The organism is Enterobacter sp. RCC_40 (assembly GCF_041360735.1).
Lineage (GTDB): Bacteria > Pseudomonadota > Gammaproteobacteria > Enterobacterales > Enterobacteriaceae > Enterobacter > Enterobacter ludwigii.
In genome coordinates, this window is sequence record NZ_JBFUPR010000001.1 from 149,079 (window position 1) to 166,397 (window position 17,319).

The 17,319-nt window shown below is 54.1% G+C and carries 15 protein-coding genes; 4 read left to right on the forward strand and 11 right to left on the reverse strand.

The annotated features are described in order from the left end of the window. The first annotated feature begins 4 nt into the window (after positions 1 to 4). Together AB6731_RS00680 and AB6731_RS00685 are read left to right on the forward strand one after the other, a co-directional pair. Positions 5 to 1,201 (forward strand): Bcr/CflA family multidrug efflux MFS transporter, encoded by a 1,197-nt coding sequence (locus AB6731_RS00680; RefSeq protein WP_014170937.1) that lies wholly within the window; start codon positions 5 to 7, stop codon positions 1,199 to 1,201. Between the two features lie 280 nt (positions 1,202 to 1,481). Then, the gene (locus AB6731_RS00685) at positions 1,482 to 1,826 is read left to right on the forward strand and encodes a YejG family protein (protein WP_014170936.1); all 345 of its coding nucleotides are present in this window, start codon (positions 1,482 to 1,484) and stop codon (positions 1,824 to 1,826) included. Between the two features lie 3 nt (positions 1,827 to 1,829). On the opposite strand, the gene yejF is transcribed toward AB6731_RS00685, so the two are convergent. The 9 genes from yejF to AB6731_RS00730 all read right to left on the reverse strand — a co-directional run bounded on the left by yejF (position 1,830) and on the right by AB6731_RS00730 (position 13,411). After that, positions 1,830 to 3,419, reverse strand: a complete 1,590-nt coding sequence (yejF, locus tag AB6731_RS00690; RefSeq protein WP_148576184.1) for a microcin C ABC transporter ATP-binding protein YejF — start codon at positions 3,417 to 3,419, stop codon at positions 1,830 to 1,832. 1 nt (position 3,420) lies between these two features. Further along, on the reverse strand, positions 3,421 to 4,446 hold the full coding sequence (locus AB6731_RS00695; protein WP_014170934.1) for an ABC transporter permease: 1,026 nt from the start codon (positions 4,444 to 4,446) through the stop codon (positions 3,421 to 3,423). Continuing rightward, a complete protein-coding gene (locus AB6731_RS00700; RefSeq protein ID WP_014170933.1) occupies positions 4,446 to 5,540 on the reverse strand; it encodes a microcin C ABC transporter permease YejB in 1,095 nt (364 codons plus the stop codon). The genes AB6731_RS00695 and AB6731_RS00700 overlap by 1 nt, the downstream gene beginning before the upstream one ends. A gap of 9 nt (positions 5,541 to 5,549) precedes the next feature. Beyond that, positions 5,550 to 7,355: an extracellular solute-binding protein gene (locus tag AB6731_RS00705; RefSeq protein ID WP_371005750.1), complete on the reverse strand. Its 1,806-nt coding sequence runs from the start codon at positions 7,353 to 7,355 to the stop codon at positions 5,550 to 5,552. Positions 7,356 to 7,432: 77 nt separating this feature from the next. After that, positions 7,433 to 8,974, reverse strand: a complete 1,542-nt coding sequence (locus AB6731_RS00710; RefSeq protein ID WP_371005751.1) for a cyclic di-GMP phosphodiesterase — start codon at positions 8,972 to 8,974, stop codon at positions 7,433 to 7,435. Between the two features lie 127 nt (positions 8,975 to 9,101). Further along, a complete protein-coding gene (gene mepS / locus AB6731_RS00715; protein ID WP_014170930.1) occupies positions 9,102 to 9,671 on the reverse strand; it encodes a bifunctional murein DD-endopeptidase/murein LD-carboxypeptidase in 570 nt (189 codons plus the stop codon). A gap of 416 nt (positions 9,672 to 10,087) precedes the next feature. Continuing rightward, the gene (locus AB6731_RS00720) at positions 10,088 to 10,801 is read right to left on the reverse strand and encodes a phosphatase PAP2 family protein (RefSeq protein ID WP_025203633.1); all 714 of its coding nucleotides are present in this window, start codon (positions 10,799 to 10,801) and stop codon (positions 10,088 to 10,090) included. Positions 10,802 to 10,834: 33 nt separating this feature from the next. Continuing rightward, positions 10,835 to 11,821 (reverse strand): GTP-binding protein, encoded by a 987-nt coding sequence (locus tag AB6731_RS00725; RefSeq protein WP_371005752.1) that lies wholly within the window; start codon positions 11,819 to 11,821, stop codon positions 10,835 to 10,837. Positions 11,822 to 11,944: 123 nt separating this feature from the next. Then, complete coding sequence (locus tag AB6731_RS00730) at positions 11,945 to 13,411, reverse strand: mannitol dehydrogenase family protein (protein ID WP_371005753.1); 1,467 nt, start codon at positions 13,409 to 13,411, stop codon at positions 11,945 to 11,947. Between the two features lie 204 nt (positions 13,412 to 13,615). Here AB6731_RS00730 and uxuA point away from each other — a divergent pair, with 204 nt between their 5' ends. Further along, positions 13,616 to 14,806 (forward strand): mannonate dehydratase, encoded by a 1,191-nt coding sequence (gene uxuA, locus AB6731_RS00735; protein ID WP_020883185.1) that lies wholly within the window; start codon positions 13,616 to 13,618, stop codon positions 14,804 to 14,806. Between the two features lie 43 nt (positions 14,807 to 14,849). Here uxuA and yeiP read toward each other — a convergent pair whose 3' ends face one another. Then, complete coding sequence (gene yeiP / locus AB6731_RS00740) at positions 14,850 to 15,422, reverse strand: elongation factor P-like protein YeiP (RefSeq protein ID WP_008500940.1); 573 nt, start codon at positions 15,420 to 15,422, stop codon at positions 14,850 to 14,852. A 164-nt stretch (positions 15,423 to 15,586) separates the two neighbouring features. On the opposite strand from yeiP, the gene AB6731_RS00745 reads away from it, so the two are divergent. Further along, positions 15,587 to 15,841 (forward strand): YkgJ family cysteine cluster protein, encoded by a 255-nt coding sequence (locus AB6731_RS00745; RefSeq protein WP_025203636.1) that lies wholly within the window; start codon positions 15,587 to 15,589, stop codon positions 15,839 to 15,841. On the opposite strand, the gene setB is transcribed toward AB6731_RS00745, so the two are convergent. Next, positions 15,838 to 17,019, reverse strand: a complete 1,182-nt coding sequence (gene setB / locus AB6731_RS00750; protein WP_020883187.1) for a sugar efflux transporter SetB — start codon at positions 17,017 to 17,019, stop codon at positions 15,838 to 15,840. The genes AB6731_RS00745 and setB overlap by 4 nt on opposite strands. Positions 17,020 to 17,319 lie beyond the last annotated feature (300 nt).

Consider the following 17,319-nt stretch of genomic DNA (forward strand, 5'->3'; position numbering starts at 1 on the left):
CTCTGTGACCACCAGGCCACACTCGTCGTTCAAAATCGTCTTCATTCTTGGCCTGCTGGCCATGCTGATGCCGCTGTCTATTGATATGTATCTGCCTGCGCTGCCGGTTATTTCCGCGCAGTTTGGCGTACCGGCAGGCAGCGCGCAGATGACGCTCAGCACCTATATTCTCGGTTTTGCCCTCGGTCAGCTGTTTTATGGCCCGATGGCGGACAGCTTTGGCCGCAAGCCCGTTATCCTTGGCGGGACCCTGATTTTTGCAGGGGCGGCGGTGGCCTGTGCGCAGGCGCAAACCATCGATCAACTGATTGTCATGCGCTTTTTCCACGGTCTGGCGGCGGCAGCGGCAAGTGTGGTGATCAATGCCCTGATGCGCGATATCTACCCGAAAGAAGAGTTCTCCCGGATGATGTCGTTCGTGATGCTGGTGACGACGATTGCACCGCTGGTGGCCCCTATGGCCGGTGGTGCGGTACTGGTATGGTTCAGCTGGCATGTGATTTTCTGGATCCTGGCGCTTGCCGCGCTGCTGGCCTCGGCAATGATCTTCTTCTTTATTGATGAAACGCTACCCGCGGAGCGCCGACAGAAGTTCCACATCCGAACCACAATGGGGAATTTCGCCTCACTGTTTCGTCATAAGCGCGTGCTGAGCTATATGCTGGCGAGCGGTTTCAGCTTCGCCGGGATGTTCTCATTCCTGAGCGCCGGGCCGTTTGTCTATATCGAACTGAACCATGTTTCTCCGCAGCACTTCGGTTATTACTTTGCGCTCAACATCGTCTTCCTGTTCATTATGACCATCATTAACAGCCGCTTTGTCCGCCGAGTCGGGGCGTTGAACATGTTCCGCGCCGGGCTTTGGATCCAGTTTGTGATGGCTATCTGGCTGGTGCTGAGTGCTTTTACAGGCGTGGGCTTCTGGGCGCTGGTGGTGGGGGTTGCGGCCTTCGTCGGCTGCGTGTCGATGGTTTCCTCCAATGCGATGGCGGTGATCCTCGACGAATTCCCGCATATGGCAGGCACCGCCTCGTCGCTGGCCGGAACATTCCGCTTTGGCATCGGCGCCATCGTCGGGGCGTTACTGTCGATGGCCACGTTTAATACGGCCTGGCCGATGCTGTGGGCGATGGCGTTTTGTGCAACCAGCTCCATTCTTTTCTATCTCTACGCCAGTCGGCCGCGAAAGGTGGCCAGCTAACGCGCAAATAAGGCCCAGTCAGGGCCTTTTTTGTTGACACACATCAACCAAAGCTGCGTTCGTTTACCCTGTGTTTGTTTCTTTTATGTAAAATCTATTTGTGTAAAAAGTCACATCATTGTATTTAAAAAGGTTGAGTTAGATCGCAGAAACGGGTACATATAGCGCCGACGCGAGCCTGAACACCTATAAAAAAGCGCCGAATAGTGCAGGCTGGCGATGATGTGTTACTATAAATGTAAATAAATTGTGAAGTAAATTTTGCTTCCGGGGAACGAACGTGAATACATTACAACTCTCCATAGTCCATCGCTTGCCCCAGAGCTATCGCTGGTCGGCGGGTTTTGCAGGTTCGAAAGTTGAACCGATTCCGCAAAGCGTCGCGGGTTGCGAGAATTGTCTGGTTGCACTTAAGTTGCTGAGCCCGAGCGACGAAAATGCATGGCGAGTCATGGAGCGTCTCAGCGAGGCCCTGACGGATATTGAAGTGGACAGCTCCGTACTGGAGTGTGAAGGTGAACCCTGCCTGTTCGTGAAAAGCCAGGATGAATTTGCCGCGACCTGCCGTCTGAAAAACTTTGGTGTTGCTATCGCTGAGCCTTTCTCGGGCCAGTATCCTTTCTGAGCGCTAGTCTGCGGACAACAGCTGGCGCGTGTAGCTCTGCGTTGGCGCAGCAAATACGCGCTGGCACTCTCCCTGCTCGACCACTTCTCCCTGTCGCAACACAATCACCTGATGGCATAACGCCCGCACAACCTGTAAATCATGGCTGATAAAGATATAGGCCAGCCTGTGCTTTTCCTGCAATCCTTTCAGTAATGCCAGGATCTGAGCCTGGACGGTTCTGTCCAGCGACGACGTCGGTTCATCCAGAATGATCAGCTCCGGTTTGAGGATCAGCGCGCGAGCAATGGCGATACGCTGGCGCTGACCGCCGGAAAATTCAGCCGGGTAGCGGTGCCGGGTATCCGGATCTAAGCCAACTTCTGCCATAACGCGTATCACTTCTTCTTCCCGCTGCCGGACGGTCAATACCGGCTGATGAACGCGCAGACCCTCTTCGACAATCTGTAAGACGTTCAGCCGTGGGTTAAGCGAGGAGTTTGGATCCTGAAACACAACCTGCATGCGGGGACGAACGGGCAACATCTGGCGACGGTTCCAGTTGTGCAGCGGCATACCGTCAAAGAGGATCTCACCCTGCGAGGCGATTAAGCGCAGCAGTGCCAGGCCGGTGGTGCTTTTTCCCGAACCGGACTCGCCCACCAGTCCCAGCGATTCGCCCGGACGCAGGGAAAAATGGATATTTTTCAATACCGGATTCTGGTCGACGATGCGCCGCAGAATCCCTTTGCGAACAGGAAACGACACGCCCAGCCCCTCAACGCGCAGCAACGGCGCGCTGTCAGCCGGCAGGGGAACCGGGTCACCCGTGGGCTCGCTATCAAGCAGACGCTGCGTATAGGGGTGCTGAGGCGCTTTCAGCAGGGTGGCTGCGGTGTTCTGCTCGACGCAGCGTCCGTTTTGCATCACGGCGACGCTGTCGGCGAGCTTTCTCACAATGCTGAGATTATGGGTGATAAACAGCAGGCTCATGTTCAGTTCGTCACGCAGCTCCCGCAGCAGCCGCAGAATTTGCGCCTGCACCGTCACGTCCAGCGCGGTGGTGGGCTCATCGGCAATCAACAGTTCGGGTCGCGTGAGCAGGGCCATTGCAATCATCACCCGCTGACGTTCGCCGCCGGAAAGCTGATGGGGGAAATCGTTCAGCCGTTTTGCGGCATTGCGAATGCCGGTTCGTTCAAGACAATCCAGAATCTCCCCCCGCGCCGCCTCTTTGCGCATGCCCCGGTGCAGGGACAGCACTTCATAGAGCTGTTTTTCCAGCGTGTGCAGCGGGTTAAGGGAGACCATCGGCTCCTGGAAAATCATGGCAATGTTATTGCCGCGAATTCCGCGCAGGGTTTTTTCGTCGGCATGCAGCAGCGAGCGACCGTGAAACAGAATGTCGCCTTGCGGATAGCTGACGGGCGGAGACGGAAGCAGGCGCAGGATCGACAGTGCCGATACGCTCTTGCCGGATCCTGACTCGCCTACCAGCGCCAGCGTTTCGCCGCGCTGGATCTGCAGCGACAACTCCGTGACCACGGTACGCGCCTCACCCTGTTTTGAAAAGGCAATCGACAGGTTATCAATACTGAGAAGGGGCTGCGTCATCTTATACCGCCTTGTTGGGATCAAAAGCATCGCGCACGGCTTCGCCAATAAAAATCAGCAGTGAAAGCAGCACGGCCACGGCAAGAAAGGCGGTGATGCCTAACCACGGTGCCTGCAGGTTGTTCTTGCCCTGCAGCAGTAGCTCGCCGAGCGACGGGGAACCGAGAGGGAGCCCGAAGCCAAGGAAATCAAGCGAGGTGAGGGTAGTGATGGAACTGCACAGAATAAACGGCAGGAAGGTGAGGGTCGCTACCACGGCGTTAGGAAGCATATGGCGGAAAATGATCCCGCGGTCGCTCACCCCCAGCACCTGGGCAGCGCGAATGTAATCGTAATTACGGGTGCGCAGAAATTCCGCCCGCACCACGCCTACCAGCGCCATCCAGCCGAAGATGACGGTAATGCCTAACAACCACCAGAAGTTTGGCTGTACCACGCTTGAAAGCAGAATGATCAGAAACAGCGTCGGCATGCCTGACCAGACTTCAATAAAACGTTGACCCCACAGGTCGATTTTCCCGCCGTAGTAGCCCTGAACGGCACCTGCTACCACGCCCATCACGCTGGAAAAGACGGTCAGCATCAGCCCAAAGAGGATCGAGATCCGCGTGCCGTAGAGGATGCGTGCCAGCACATCGCCACCGTTGGCATCCGTTCCCAGCCAGTTTTGCGCGGAAGGCGGGGAAGGGAAGGGGGTGGTGGTCGCAAAGTTAATGCTGTTTGCGCCAAAACGCACCGGCGCCCAGAGTGCCCAGCCGTGCTGTTCAATTTGCTGGCGAAGCCACGGATCCTGATATTCAGCGGGCGTCGCAAACGGGCCACCAAAATCGCTTTCGCTGTATTGGGTGAGAACGGGCACATACCAGCGGTCGTTAAAGTGCACCAGCAGCGGTTTATCGTTGGCAATCAATTCCGAACACATGCTTAAGACAAACAGGACGGCAAAGATCCACAGCGACCAGTAGCCGCGGCGGTTGTGGCGAAAACGGGCCCATCGGGCCTGGTTGACGGGGCTTAAACGCGGCATCAGCGGCCCTCAAAATCAATTCGGGGATCAACCAGCGTATAGCTGATATCGCTGATGATATTCAGCAGCAGGCCAATCAGGGTGAAGATATAAAGTGTGCCAAACATGACCGGATAATCGCGCGACACGGTGGCTTCATATCCCAGCAAGCCCAGTCCGTTGAGGGAGAACATCACCTCTATCAGCAGCGAGCCGGTAAAAAACATACTGATGAACGTGGCAGGAAATCCGGCAATCACCAGCAGCATGGCGTTGCGAAAGACATGTTTCCACATGATCTGCTTTTCGCCGACGCCCTTCGCACGGGCAGTCACAACGTACTGTTTACGGATTTCATCGAGAAAGGCGTTTTTGGTCAACATGGTCAGGGCCGCAAAGCCGCCAATGACGGTCGCAAGCACCGGCAGCGTGATGTGCCAGAAATAATCGGTGATCTTCTTGTACCAGGGCAGGGTGCTGAAATCCGCTGACACCAGCCCCCGCAGCGGAAAGATATCGAAATAGCTGCCACCGGCAAAAAAGACAATCAACAGAACGGCAAACAGAAACGCCGGAATGGCATAGCCGATGATGATAAACGTGCTGCTCCAGACATCGAAGCGGCTGCCGTTGTGAACCGCTTTACGGATCCCCAGGGGGATAGAGACGAGATAAATAATCAACGTTCCCCACAGCCCAAGGGTAATCGACACCGGCAGACTTTGCTTAATCAATGTTAAAACTGACGCGCTGCGAAACAGGCTGTCGCCAAAATCAAAGCGGAGGTAGTCCCAGAGCATGTTGAAATACCGCTCGTGAAGCGGTTTGTCGAAGCCATAACGATGGGTGATCTCGGCGATGACTTCCGGATCCAGGCCACGTCCGCCGCGATAATGGCTTTCACTGATATTTCCCAGGCCGGTGCGGGCATGGCTCGCGCCCATTCCTTCGCCACCGCCACCAGGCATGCCGCCGCTGTTGCCAAATTCAATGGCTGCAATAGCCTGGTCGACCGGGCCGCCGGGCGCGATTTGCACAATAAAAAAGTTAATCGTGATGATTGCCCAGAGGGTCGGGATAATCAGCAGGAGACGGCGGATCAGATACGCACCCATGATGATTCCTTATCGCCGCTCAGCGGGAAGTCTGGCGGCTTTGTTAACGTCATACCACCAGGTGTCGAAGCCCAGTGAATAGACAGGGCGTACGGCAGGCTCGGAGAACTTGTCCCAGCGCGCAAGCCGGTCTTCGCCCATATACCACATTGGCAGCATGTAGTAATTCCAGGTTAAGACCCTGTCGAGGGCGCGTCCCAGCGGCAGGAGTTTTTCTTTATCACCCTGCGCCGCCACAATTTTCGCAATCAAGGCATCAATCGCCGGGCTTTTCACCCCCGGCGCATTGTAGGAGGAGTCGATATAGCTGGATGCCCAGGAGATTTGCAGATCTGAGCTGGGCCACGGCTGCGCGGGCCACAGGGTTTGCATCATGTCGTAATCACGGCTGCGTTTGCGGTTGGTGAGCTGCGCGTTGTCGACCTGGCGAATGTTCATGGTAATCCCCAGCCGTTCAAGATTGTGCTTAAACGGCAGCACCCACTGATCGTTGCTTCCGGACGCAAGCAGCAGCTCAAAGCTTAATGGTTTGCCCGTTCTGGAATCGACGCGTTTTTTATTCTTCAGTGGCCAGCCTGCGTCATCCAGCAGTTTACTGGCTTTAAGCAGGTTGTCGCGATCGTAGCCGTCACCCTTTGACGCCGGAGGCTGAAATACCGTCGTGAACACCTCCGGTGGCAGTTCTGCTTTCAGCGGTGCCAGCAGGACAAGTTCGTCCGCTTTTGGGTAATCGCGAGCGGCATATTCAGTGTTCTGGAAATAGCTATTTGCCCGGCTGTAAGCGCCGTAAAATAGCGCTTTGTTCATCCATTCAAAATCAAAGGCCAGGGTAATGGCTTCCCGCACCCGGCGGTCAGTAAATACCGGACGCTGAATATTAAACGCCAGCCAGCGCGTATCCTGAGCGGACGCGTTTTTATGCTCGTCTTTAACGATATACCCGTTAGCGAAGTTTTTGCCGATATACCGTGTCGCCCAGTTTTTAGCGCTGCTCTCCACGCGCATATCGAACGCACCAGCTTTGAAGGCTTCAAATGCCACGTTATCGTCAAGGTAGTAATCGTAGCGAAGGGTATCAAAATTCCAGCGGCCACGGTTTACCGGCAGGTTTGCCGCCCAGTAGTCTTTGACCCGGGAATAGACAACATACTGCCCCATGCGCCAGTCGGTGATGCGGTAAGGGCCACCCGCCAGCGGGGGTGTGGAGAGCGGGTCGCTAAGTTTGTGATTTTTCCAGAACGATTCAGGCATCACGGGCAGGGAGAACAGGCTGAGCATGTTCTCTTTATTCGGCTCACTCAGCTCAATACGCACCGTGAGCGGGGCAATGGCGTTGACCGTAACACCTTTATAGACAATGCGGAACTGGGGAACGCCCTCAGTCATAAATTTGTGAAATGTGAAGGCAATGTCGCTGGCTTTGACCGGCGTCCCATCGTGAAAACGCGCCCGTGGGTTAATCGAAATTTCCGCCCACGCAAAGTTATCCGCGTAACGCACGTTGTCCGCAATCAGCGGGTAGTAACTGCCGGGTTCATCATCAGACGTAACAAACAACGTATCGTAGAGCGATTCTGTTCGCGCTGCCGCCACGCCGCGCAGGGCGAAGCGGTTGAAGTTGTCGAACGTCCCCGTGGCGGAGAGGGTCACGTTTCCGCCTTTTGGCGCGGCAGGATTGACGTAATCAAAGTGCGTAAAATTGACCGCGTACTTTGGCTCACCAATCACAGAGAACGCGATGTTCTCTTTGATGGTTTGCGCCTGGCTGGACAGGCTCGTTAATGCCAACAGCAGCAACATAAAGCGCATAAGCATCTCGCGGCGGCTCCCTTTCGACTGACCGGCTCAGTTAAGCTGAATAATAAGTGACGTCACGGGCAATGTGAAATCATTCAACGTTCAGGCTGCCATTGGCGGAACTGCTCCAGCGGCATCGGGCGGCTAATCCAGTAACCCTGAAGGAAAACAACGCCATGTTCGCGTAGCCAGGCTGCTTGCTCCGGCGTCTCCACCCCTTCGGCGACGGTCGACATATTCAGTCGTCTTGCCAGGGTGAGTACGGCATCAAGCACCGGGGAGGTCACGGTTTCCGTCCCAATCGCGTTGACAAAACCCCGGTCAATTTTGATGTAATCCATGGTGAAACGCTCAAGGTAAATCAGCGCACTGTGGCCGGTACCAAAATCATCAATCGCAATTTCAAAGCCTTCATTGTGCAGCCATTCGAAAAGATTGTTGGCTTCCCGATGGTTAACCATGTCGCGCTCGGTGATTTCCAGCACGATCTGGAAATGATCCGGCGGCACTAAGTCCAGGAAAGTGCGCATATCCTCTTTGAAGCTTTCCGCATGCAGATGCCCCGGCGCAATGTTAATGCCCAGTTTTGCGCCCGGTGGCAGAAGGGTCTGTAATACCGGCGCGTCGCGGATGATGAGGTCAAAGAGATGCAGCGTCAGCGGCACAATCAGCTTCTGCGCTTCGGCGAAGTTGATAAAGGCATCAGGCGGAATTTCCCCCATCGTCGGATGTTTCCAGCGCATCAGGACTTCGACACCGCGCATTTGCAGCGTCTCGGCATCCACAACAGGCTGATACACCACATAAAACTGGCCGCGTTTAATGGCGCTCAGGATCTCTTTGCCTGGGTTAAGACGCGTAGTGAGGATATAGAAATTAAGCGAGCCGGCCGCGATCCCGCAGACCAGTCCAAAGAACACCGCGAACAGGATTTCATCGCTCGTCCACTCTTCGGCGTACAGTTTAATCGTCAGCGGAACCTCTTTTAGGGTCGCGGTGCGTGCCGGCGTTTCATGTAAATCCTGTGCCTTAACCAGTGTGGCGGACCTGGTCGACAACGCATTGTCGCCAATGATGATGGCAATGCCCGCGAACTCGTTCTGGCGTGCGGTGTAAAGCATATACGGAGTCAGGTTGATGTTTACCGAAGTAAACACGCCGCCATCCTTCACCAGCGGATTTCGATACCAGATGGCAATCGCGGGTCTGTGCGGCATCATCGGTGTACCCGGCAGTAACGCCATATCAATCTGTTTATCGATGTGCAGCTCGGGTATCAGTTCTTCCATCGGGACGTTCATCGGACCAGTGGCTGAAGAGCAGTACGCCAGTTTATCCCTGACCAGCAAAAAGGCGCGCACGTTAAGGCTAAACGCCGCGCGAGAGGTCAGCTCAGCGTTGACGTCGTGGCAGCTGTTCAGCGTGAGCGGCTGAAGGAGATCGATAGAGCTTTTCAACTCATCGAAGTAGCTTTCCATGTAGATGCTCACGTCGTCAATCAGGGTGTCGAATCTGACTTCCCGCTTGTGGTAGCTCCAGAAAAATTGCAATGAACCCAGGAGCAGGGCTGTGATCAGGCCGGTGATAAGGCTGAGGAAAAGTATCTTGCGATTACTGGAGAAGTAGCGGGTGAACATAGACGTCGTGGTTCCTGGATTGCCGCTGAATGTATTCAGTGTAACGGGCAAAAAAAAACACCGCCGAAGCAGTGCTTTTTTTTATCATATCGCCGGCCAAGGGATAACCAACGATACAATGATTATTTTAACTGCGGGTCAGTACGCGGCGCGCTTCGTTATAGCGCTTCTTCCAGTAAGGTTCGTTCATGCTGGAAATGGTCACACCGCTGCTGGTGGAGGCATGTACAAACTGGTCATTGCCAATGTAAATGCCAACATGTCGACCTGTCGAACCCGCACGGAACAGGACTAAATCCCCGGTGCGCAGTTTAGTGCGTGAAATCGACTTGCCCATCTCCTGCTGTTCGTAAGTTGAACGCGGAAGATCTAACCCAAACTGCTCACGGAAAGTACGCTGTACGAAACCGGAACAATCAATGCCTTTTTTGGTGCTGCCGCCAAGACGATAACGCACGCCTTTCCAGTCAGCATACTGGTCCATAATACGGGACTTCACGTCCAGATTACGTACCATATTTTCAAATTCATCCTGAGAGGCTTGCAGTGACGAGGAATCTTCCATTCCCACAACACGCGTCTCAGGATGCATATTCTTTGCGGTGTTCGATGTACTACATGCAGATAACAGTACCGCCACTGCTATCGCCGGGATCCCCCGTAAGATATATCTCAAAATCGGTTGAGATTTGACCATTTTGTTTATTATCCCTTGAAGTCCTTAACGACAAATATCGTTATAAAAAATGCCAAACGTGACGAGACTAATTATCTGTTCACAATGAGACAATTCTTTCTGATCACATTTGTGGCGTAGCGCACAAATTTATTCACCAGCGAAATAATTATCTCTATGGGGCAAAACGAGTTCGAGATTAACCGATTGCCTGGGGTATTGCGAGCAAAAAAAGCCTTTTTTTTATAAGAAATTGTGATACAGAAAGTAAAAATTGATAATTGTTCAAAAAGCGCACGATCAAGGTTAAAAACCGTGCAACACATTCATTTTTATCACGAATATTGTGACGAAATGATGACGGGAGGGGGGGAAAGGGGAGAAAAGTGCATCAAGGATCAAAACGATCCCTGATGCATAGTGTTAATTAAGGTTAATTATTGGTTTCTGATTTGTTGCGTTTTGCCGGGGAGGTAGCGATCGAACACGGCTATTATCTTGTCGCTCAGCGGTGTCATCAGACACCACGGCAGCGCAACCAGCACAGAAGAGAGCGAACCGACTGCAATATCAGTGAACCAGTGAGCGCCAATCATTACCCGTGGGAAGGCAAAAACCACAAAAATAATCAGGGCTATCGCAAAGGCTTTTCGGCCGAAATAGCGGAGCATCACGCCGGAAAAAATAAGCAGCATCATTCCGTGATCGCCCGGGAAACTGGCCTTCGACGCATCTTTCGTTGGAATATGCAGCAGCTCGCTGACGCGATAAATATCGGGGAAGAACAGCGTTGGGCTGGAACGCTTAACCGGAATAATGGCCGTTGCCAGCTGGTTAATTACCACTGCAAGCAGCAACATCATCAAACCAATAATCAGAATACGGCGGCGTCCTGTTTTGTCCTCTTTCAGCCAGAAAGAGAGCATCAGGCCGCCCATCGCCAGCAGCGAGCAGCCGTCAAAGGCGCGGTTATTCGTGATAGCAACCAGCCACAGGAAGGCTTCGCTCTTCACCAGCTCCTGGTTGAAGAAGTGAAAAATGGCAGAATCCAGCGGAAACCAGACACCATGATTCGCCGGGATATACCAGGAGAAAAAGAGCGCCAGACCGGCGACATTAAGCAGTAATATCAGGGGAAGTCGAGTCGTCATAACATTCAGCATAGAGTGAAATCTGGGGCAACGTTAGCCGCCCAAACTTAAACGAAGCTTCAACAGGCTGGACTGCAGGGCATTCCAGTCGGCGTTAACCGCACTAATTAACTCTATTCGACTATCAGGTGGCGCCACATTTTGCGTTTCGATAAAGAAATCTTCGCCCTGACGGTTGATCCGCACCAGCCCGTCCGGGGTGCGCATGATCCCTTTAACACGATCGACCGGAGCCAGTCTGGCCCATTCGAGTATGCCGATGGTGTCGAATACGGTATCCGCATCGAAAATCCATCCGCAGGCCTGATAGCCCTGGCCGCTGTTAAGGTTACGACGCCAGCGCTGGTGTTCCGGCAGACTCAGGGCAGCCAGACCCTGTTTTTGCGGATGGCTGTGGGCGTGTTCCGCGCTTGCCGGGAGCGCCGCCAGGTTCAGGCGAGGCAGGTCAAGCAGGGCGTTATCAATTTTCCCCTGGGTGGTCTGCACCCGCTGACGGTTGCCACCGAAGTGCTGCCACCATGTCTCCAGTGCGGACTGGCTTTCCGCCGTTGCGCGATCCTCTTTATTGGCGACGATAATATCTGCCGAGGCGAGCTGGTCGCGGAAGTTCTCGTTGGTCACGGCTTTTTCATCCAGCAGCTGACGGGGGTCCAGCAGGCACAGCGTGGCACGCAGATCGATCCACGGCTCGTAGACCGGCGCGGTCAGTAAATTGAGAATTTGCTTCGGATGACCCAGCCCGGTCGGTTCAATCAGCAGACGGTCTGGTTTGCCCTGACGCAGCAGCGTATTCAGCCCGACCTGCATCGGCAGACCATTTACGCAGCACATGCAGCCACCGGGGATCTCTTTGATCATCGCGCCGCTGTCTGCCAGTAATGCGCCATCAATACCCACTTCGCCAAATTCATTGACCAGGACGGCCCATTTTTCTGCCGGATCCTTATTGGCCAGCAGGTGGAGAATTGAGGTGGTTTTACCGCTGCCGAGAAAACCGGTAATGAGGTTGGTTTTGGTCACGTGCGCTCCAGTCGATAATTGTGATGCTATAACAATTATCCATCATCCTGGCGAAAAACGGGCGCAATGAGAAGGGGGAGGGCGAACGGAGGCAATCGCCGTTCGCCTTAAGCGCAATAATCGCTAAATATTTAACGTTTCGATAACAGCCTGACGCGCGCCATGGCGGGCGATGCGCTGATAGGCCTGGCTGATGGCCTCCACGAATAGGCTATTTTGTGCGAGATCGTGACCAAAGATTTCACTCAGCCCCAGCAGGGCGTTGACGCGCTCAGCGTCGCTGCTGGCTGCAACAAGGGTGCGGATTTTATCGCTCAGCGGATCGCGCACATCAATCGCGTCGCCGCGCTCGTCGGTACCGCTGACGTAGCGGATCCAGCCTGCAACGCCCAGGGCCAGCAGCGGCCACGCGGTTTTCCGTTCAAGATGGATGCGGATCCCATCCAGCATGCGTTGCGGCAATTTCTGGCTTCCGTCCATCGCAATTTGCCAGGTCCGGTGCTGTAGTGCCGGATTGGCAAAGCGTTCGAGCAGGCTATCGGCATAAGCCGTGAGGTCGACACCCTTAATACGCAGCGTTGGGGCCTGCTCATTCAGCATTAACCGACGTGCGGCTTCGCGAAAAGCGGTGTCTTCCATACATTCGTTAATGTGCGCATACCCGGCGAGGTAGCCCAGATACGCGAGGAAAGAATGGCTGCCGTTGAGCATGCGCAATTTCATCTGTTCCCACGGCAGCACGTCCTGCACCATTTGTACGCCAGCTACTTCCCATGCCGGGCGTCCGGCAACAAAATTGTCTTCCACTACCCACTGAATAAACGGTTCGCAGCTGATGGCACAAGGATCTTCTACTCCAAGCTCCTGCGTGATTTCTGCCAGCGACGCCTCGGTCGCGGCGGGGACAATTCGGTCGACCATGGTCCCCGGAAAGCTCACATGTGAATCAATCCACTCTGCCAGCGCCGGGTCGCGTTTCTGGGCCATCCCTAATACCGCGTTTTTCACCACATGGCCGTTATCAGGGATGTTGTCGCAGGAGAGGACGGTAAAAGCGGACAAACCGCGTTCACGGCGGCGGTGGAGCGCCTCGACCAGGATCCCAGGCGCGGAGTGCGGTTCAGACGGGTTCTCCAGATCGTGAACGATCCGGGAGTTATGCAAATCCAGATTACCGGTGGCGGGATCGATGCAATAACCTTTCTCTGTGATGGTGAGCGACACAATGGCGACCTGAGGTTCACAAAATTTCTCAATGATGGCAGGCAGAGAATCCAGTTTTGCGTTCAGACATTCATGGACGGCACCGACGATAATCGGCTGGTTTCCCTCCGCCCCTTTTTCCAGCACGGTGAAGAGATGATCCTGTGCGCGCAACTGGCTCATCAGCACGTCGCCGCTGAAGAGGCTAATCTCACAAATACCCCAGTCGCCGCCTTTCTCATTCAGCACCCGGTTTGTTAACAAGGCCTGATGCGCGCGGTGAAATGCGCCGAAGCCAAAATGGACGATGCGAGAGCGTAACTGCTTACGATCGTAGCGAGGGAGCTGGACATGGGCAGGAAGCGAGGTGGAGGCAATTGTCTTCATGAAATACACACCTGATTAACCATTAATTAACAACACCAGTGTAAAGTTATATGACAGCAAATAAAATTGGTGAGCCGTAAATATCCCCGAAGTGTGAGTTTGATCAATCAATGTGTGGCGGTGTGTTGACCCTTTACGGCAAACATGTATGGTAGTCGTCATCGTAGTCATCCATATTGGTATAACAACTTTAGAGGTGAGGCAATGGAACAGACCTGGCGTTGGTACGGGCCGAACGATCCGGTTTCTCTTGATGATGTGCGTCAGGCTGGCGCAACGGGTGTCGTGACGGCGCTGCATCACATTCCTAATGGTCAGGTATGGCCGATTGAAGAAATCAAAAAGCGTCAGGCGCTACTGGCGGAAAAAGGCCTGACCTGGTCTGTGGTGGAAAGCATCCCGGTTCACGAAGATATCAAAACCCATTCAGGTGATTATCAGACCTGGATTGCGAACTACCAGCAGAGCATTCGTCACCTGGCGGCCTGCGGTATTGATACTGTTTGCTATAACTTCATGCCCATTCTTGACTGGACGCGCACCGATCTTGAGTACACGTTGCCGGACGGCTCAAAAGCGCTGCGTTTCGATCAGATTGCCTTTGCCGCATTTGAGCTGCACATCCTGAAACGTCCTGGTGCAGAAGCCGATTACACGGCTGAAGAGCAGCAGCAGGCGCTCGCGTGGTTTAACGCAGCCAGTGACGCCGAGATTGAAAAGCTGACCCGCAATATTATTGCTGGCCTGCCGGGCGCTGAAGAGGGCTATACGCTGGATCAGTTCCGCGCGCGACTAGCGGAATACGGGAATATTGATAAAAACCAGCTGCGTGAAAACATGGCGTTTTTCCTGCGCGCTATCGTACCGGTAGCGGAAGAAGCGGGCGTACGTCTGGCTGTGCACCCGGACGATCCACCGCGTCCTATTCTCGGTTTACCGCGCATCGTGTCCACGATTGAAGATATGCAGTGGCTGAAAGAGACCGTGGACAGTATCTATAACGGATTCACCATGTGTACCGGCTCTTACGGCGTGCGTGCGGATAACGATCTGGTGCAGATGATTAAAACCTTCGGCGATCGTATTCACTTCACGCATCTGCGTGCGACCTGTCGTGAGGATAATCCAAAAACCTTCCATGAAGCAGCGCACCTGGGCGGCGATGTGAATATGGTGGCGGTAGTGGATGCGATTCTGGCGGAAGAGGTACGTCGTAAGCACGCGGGTGACGTTCGTCCTATCCCGTTCCGTCCCGATCATGGTCACCAGATGCTGGACGATCTGCGTAAGAAAACGAACCCAGGTTATTCGGCGATTGGTCGTCTGAAAGGCATGGCGGAAGTGCGGGGCGTTGAGCTGGCGCTGAAGATGACGAAATACCCGGAACTGCTGTAACGTCTGTTGCCCGGTGGCGTTGTGCCACCGGGCGAATAGCGCATTAGTCTGCGCGACCCATATAGCGTTTTTCTTCAATATGGATGCGGATTTTCTCGCCCGCGGAGAGGTATTCTGGCACCTGCACCACCAGACCGGTCGTCAGGGTTGCTGGTTTGTTGCGGGCACTTGCGGATGCACCTTTGATGCCCGGAGCCGTTTCCACGATTTCCAGATCCACGGTCTGCGGCAGTTCCAGCGCCAGCAGCACGCCATCCCAGGTCAGAACCTGCATGTCAGGCATCCCGCCTTCAGGAATGAAGAGGAGTTCTTCTTCAATCTGATCTTTGGTGAAGATATACGGGGTGTAATCTTCTTTATCCATGAACACGTATTCGTTGCCATCAATGTAGGAAAAATCAACATAGCGGCGGGTCAGGGTCACGGTATCAACGATATCGTCACCTTTAAAACGTTCTTCCACTTTCAGACCGGTACGCACATCGGCGAAACGCATTTTGTACAGCGTTGCTGCACCACGGGCGCTCGGGGCCTGAATATCGATATCTTTCACAATCAGCAGCTTGCCGTTGTAATTCAGTACCATACCTTTCTTAATTTCGTTCGCTCTTGGCATTGCAGTAATCCTGTTTACGGGTGGTAAAAAATATCGCGCCAAATTACTCGTGCTCGGCCTTTCAGGCAAGCGGAATTCGTGGCTTTTGCTATCAATACACAAAAGGTGTTACTGTGCGCGCAATGCCCGACTGCGCGGGCGTTCTTCAGCGAAAGAGAGCCTGTATGGATTGTCGTCCCGATTGTGGCGCGTGTTGTACCGCACCGTCCATTTCAAGCCCCATTCCTGGCATGCCGGACGGCAAACCTGCTAATACCCGCTGTGTGCAGCTTGCTGAAAATAACCTGTGCATGATCTTTGGTTCCCCGCTGCGCCCGAAAGTCTGTTCCGGCCTTCAGCCGTCCGCGGAGATGTGCGGCAGCACGCGCGCGCAGGCGATCACCTACCTTCTTGAGCTGGAAGCGCTCACCGCCCCTTAAACGTCCTTAATTCGCACCAGACACGCTATCGTCAGCGTACACATCACCAGCGCAATCCAGAATACCGTGTGATAGCTCCAGATCTCGGCCACGATGCCGGCCATTGAGCCTGCAATAATCCAGCCCACGCGAGTGGTATTGGTATAAAGGGTGGTGGCGGAGCCTGCCTGGCCTGGCATCAGGTCCTGGAAATAGAGCATGCCAATCCCGGCGAGTATGCCGATATAAATGGCGTTGAGAAGCTGCAATGCCAGCAAGAGTCCTGGCGTGTGCACCGTCAGCATACCGATATAGAACAGCAGTCCTGCGACAGCCGCGATGCGCATTAAAAAACGCTTTCCGAAACGCTTCGCGTAATAGCCCGCGATCAGCATGGTCGGGATCTCAAGCCCGGCCGCGGTTCCCATCATAATGCCCGCCAGCTTCTCTGGCAGATGCAGCTCATCAATAATAAACAGCGGCATGTTGATAATATAAAGGCTGTTTGTTCCCCACATCAACGTACAGATAACAAACAGGAGCAGCGCATCACGACGGTTACGGCGCGGGGCTTCCAGTACGCCTGAAGCCACTTTGGGCTCTTTGCGCATCGACGGCAGGAAGAACCACACCATGGTGCCGCACACCACAAACGCGACAGCCGCACTCAGGTACATCACCGTAAAGCCAAACCCCATCGCCAGGGCATACGCCAGCGGCGGGCCAATGACCCATGCCAGCGACACCTGGGCACGCAGAATAGAGCTGAACATCACCGCTTCACGACCGGTATGGTCGGCGTGCTCGCGGGCGAGGGCGAACATCTGCGGGTTCGCCGTGGAACCGAAGCTGCTCAGGAATACCCCCACGAACAGCAGGATGAAATAGTTGCGGTTAAAAGCAAACAACACGCAGGCAAACACCCCGAGAAGGCAGCAAAAGACGATCAGACTTTTACGATCGCCTTTTCTGTCGGAACGCCCCGCCAGAAACTGACTCACCAGAATGCCGATGATGGCACTGCCGGTAAAAAAGAAGCCAACCATTGCCGGACGGGCGTGGACTTCATTGGTCAGAAACAGGCTCAGCGTGGGCGTCTGTAACGCCCCGGCAATGCCGGTAAGGAAGGCAACAATCAAAAACGCCGTGGACGTCAAATCAAAGGGTTTTGGCGAGGCGGCGGCAGGGGTGTTATGCATACTTTCAGTATCAGCAAGTCATAAAGAGACGCGGAGTGTACGACGCTTGTCAGAAAATAAACAGGTACTGCGGTCAATTTCGCCACGAAAAATCAAAATACCATTTCAATTAACAGTCGCGGGCTGAACTTAGCTGAAACTGACTTGCTGAACGTCAGCAAGATTCAGCTGAGCGAAGAAGAAATGTGCTGTATCTCTAAATTCTGCATCGCCATTTGTAACTTTTCTTGCAAGGTTAAGCAGAAAGCGCAAGACTTTTTGAAACGTTTCAGCGCTATCTTGTTTTAACAAACGGAGCAG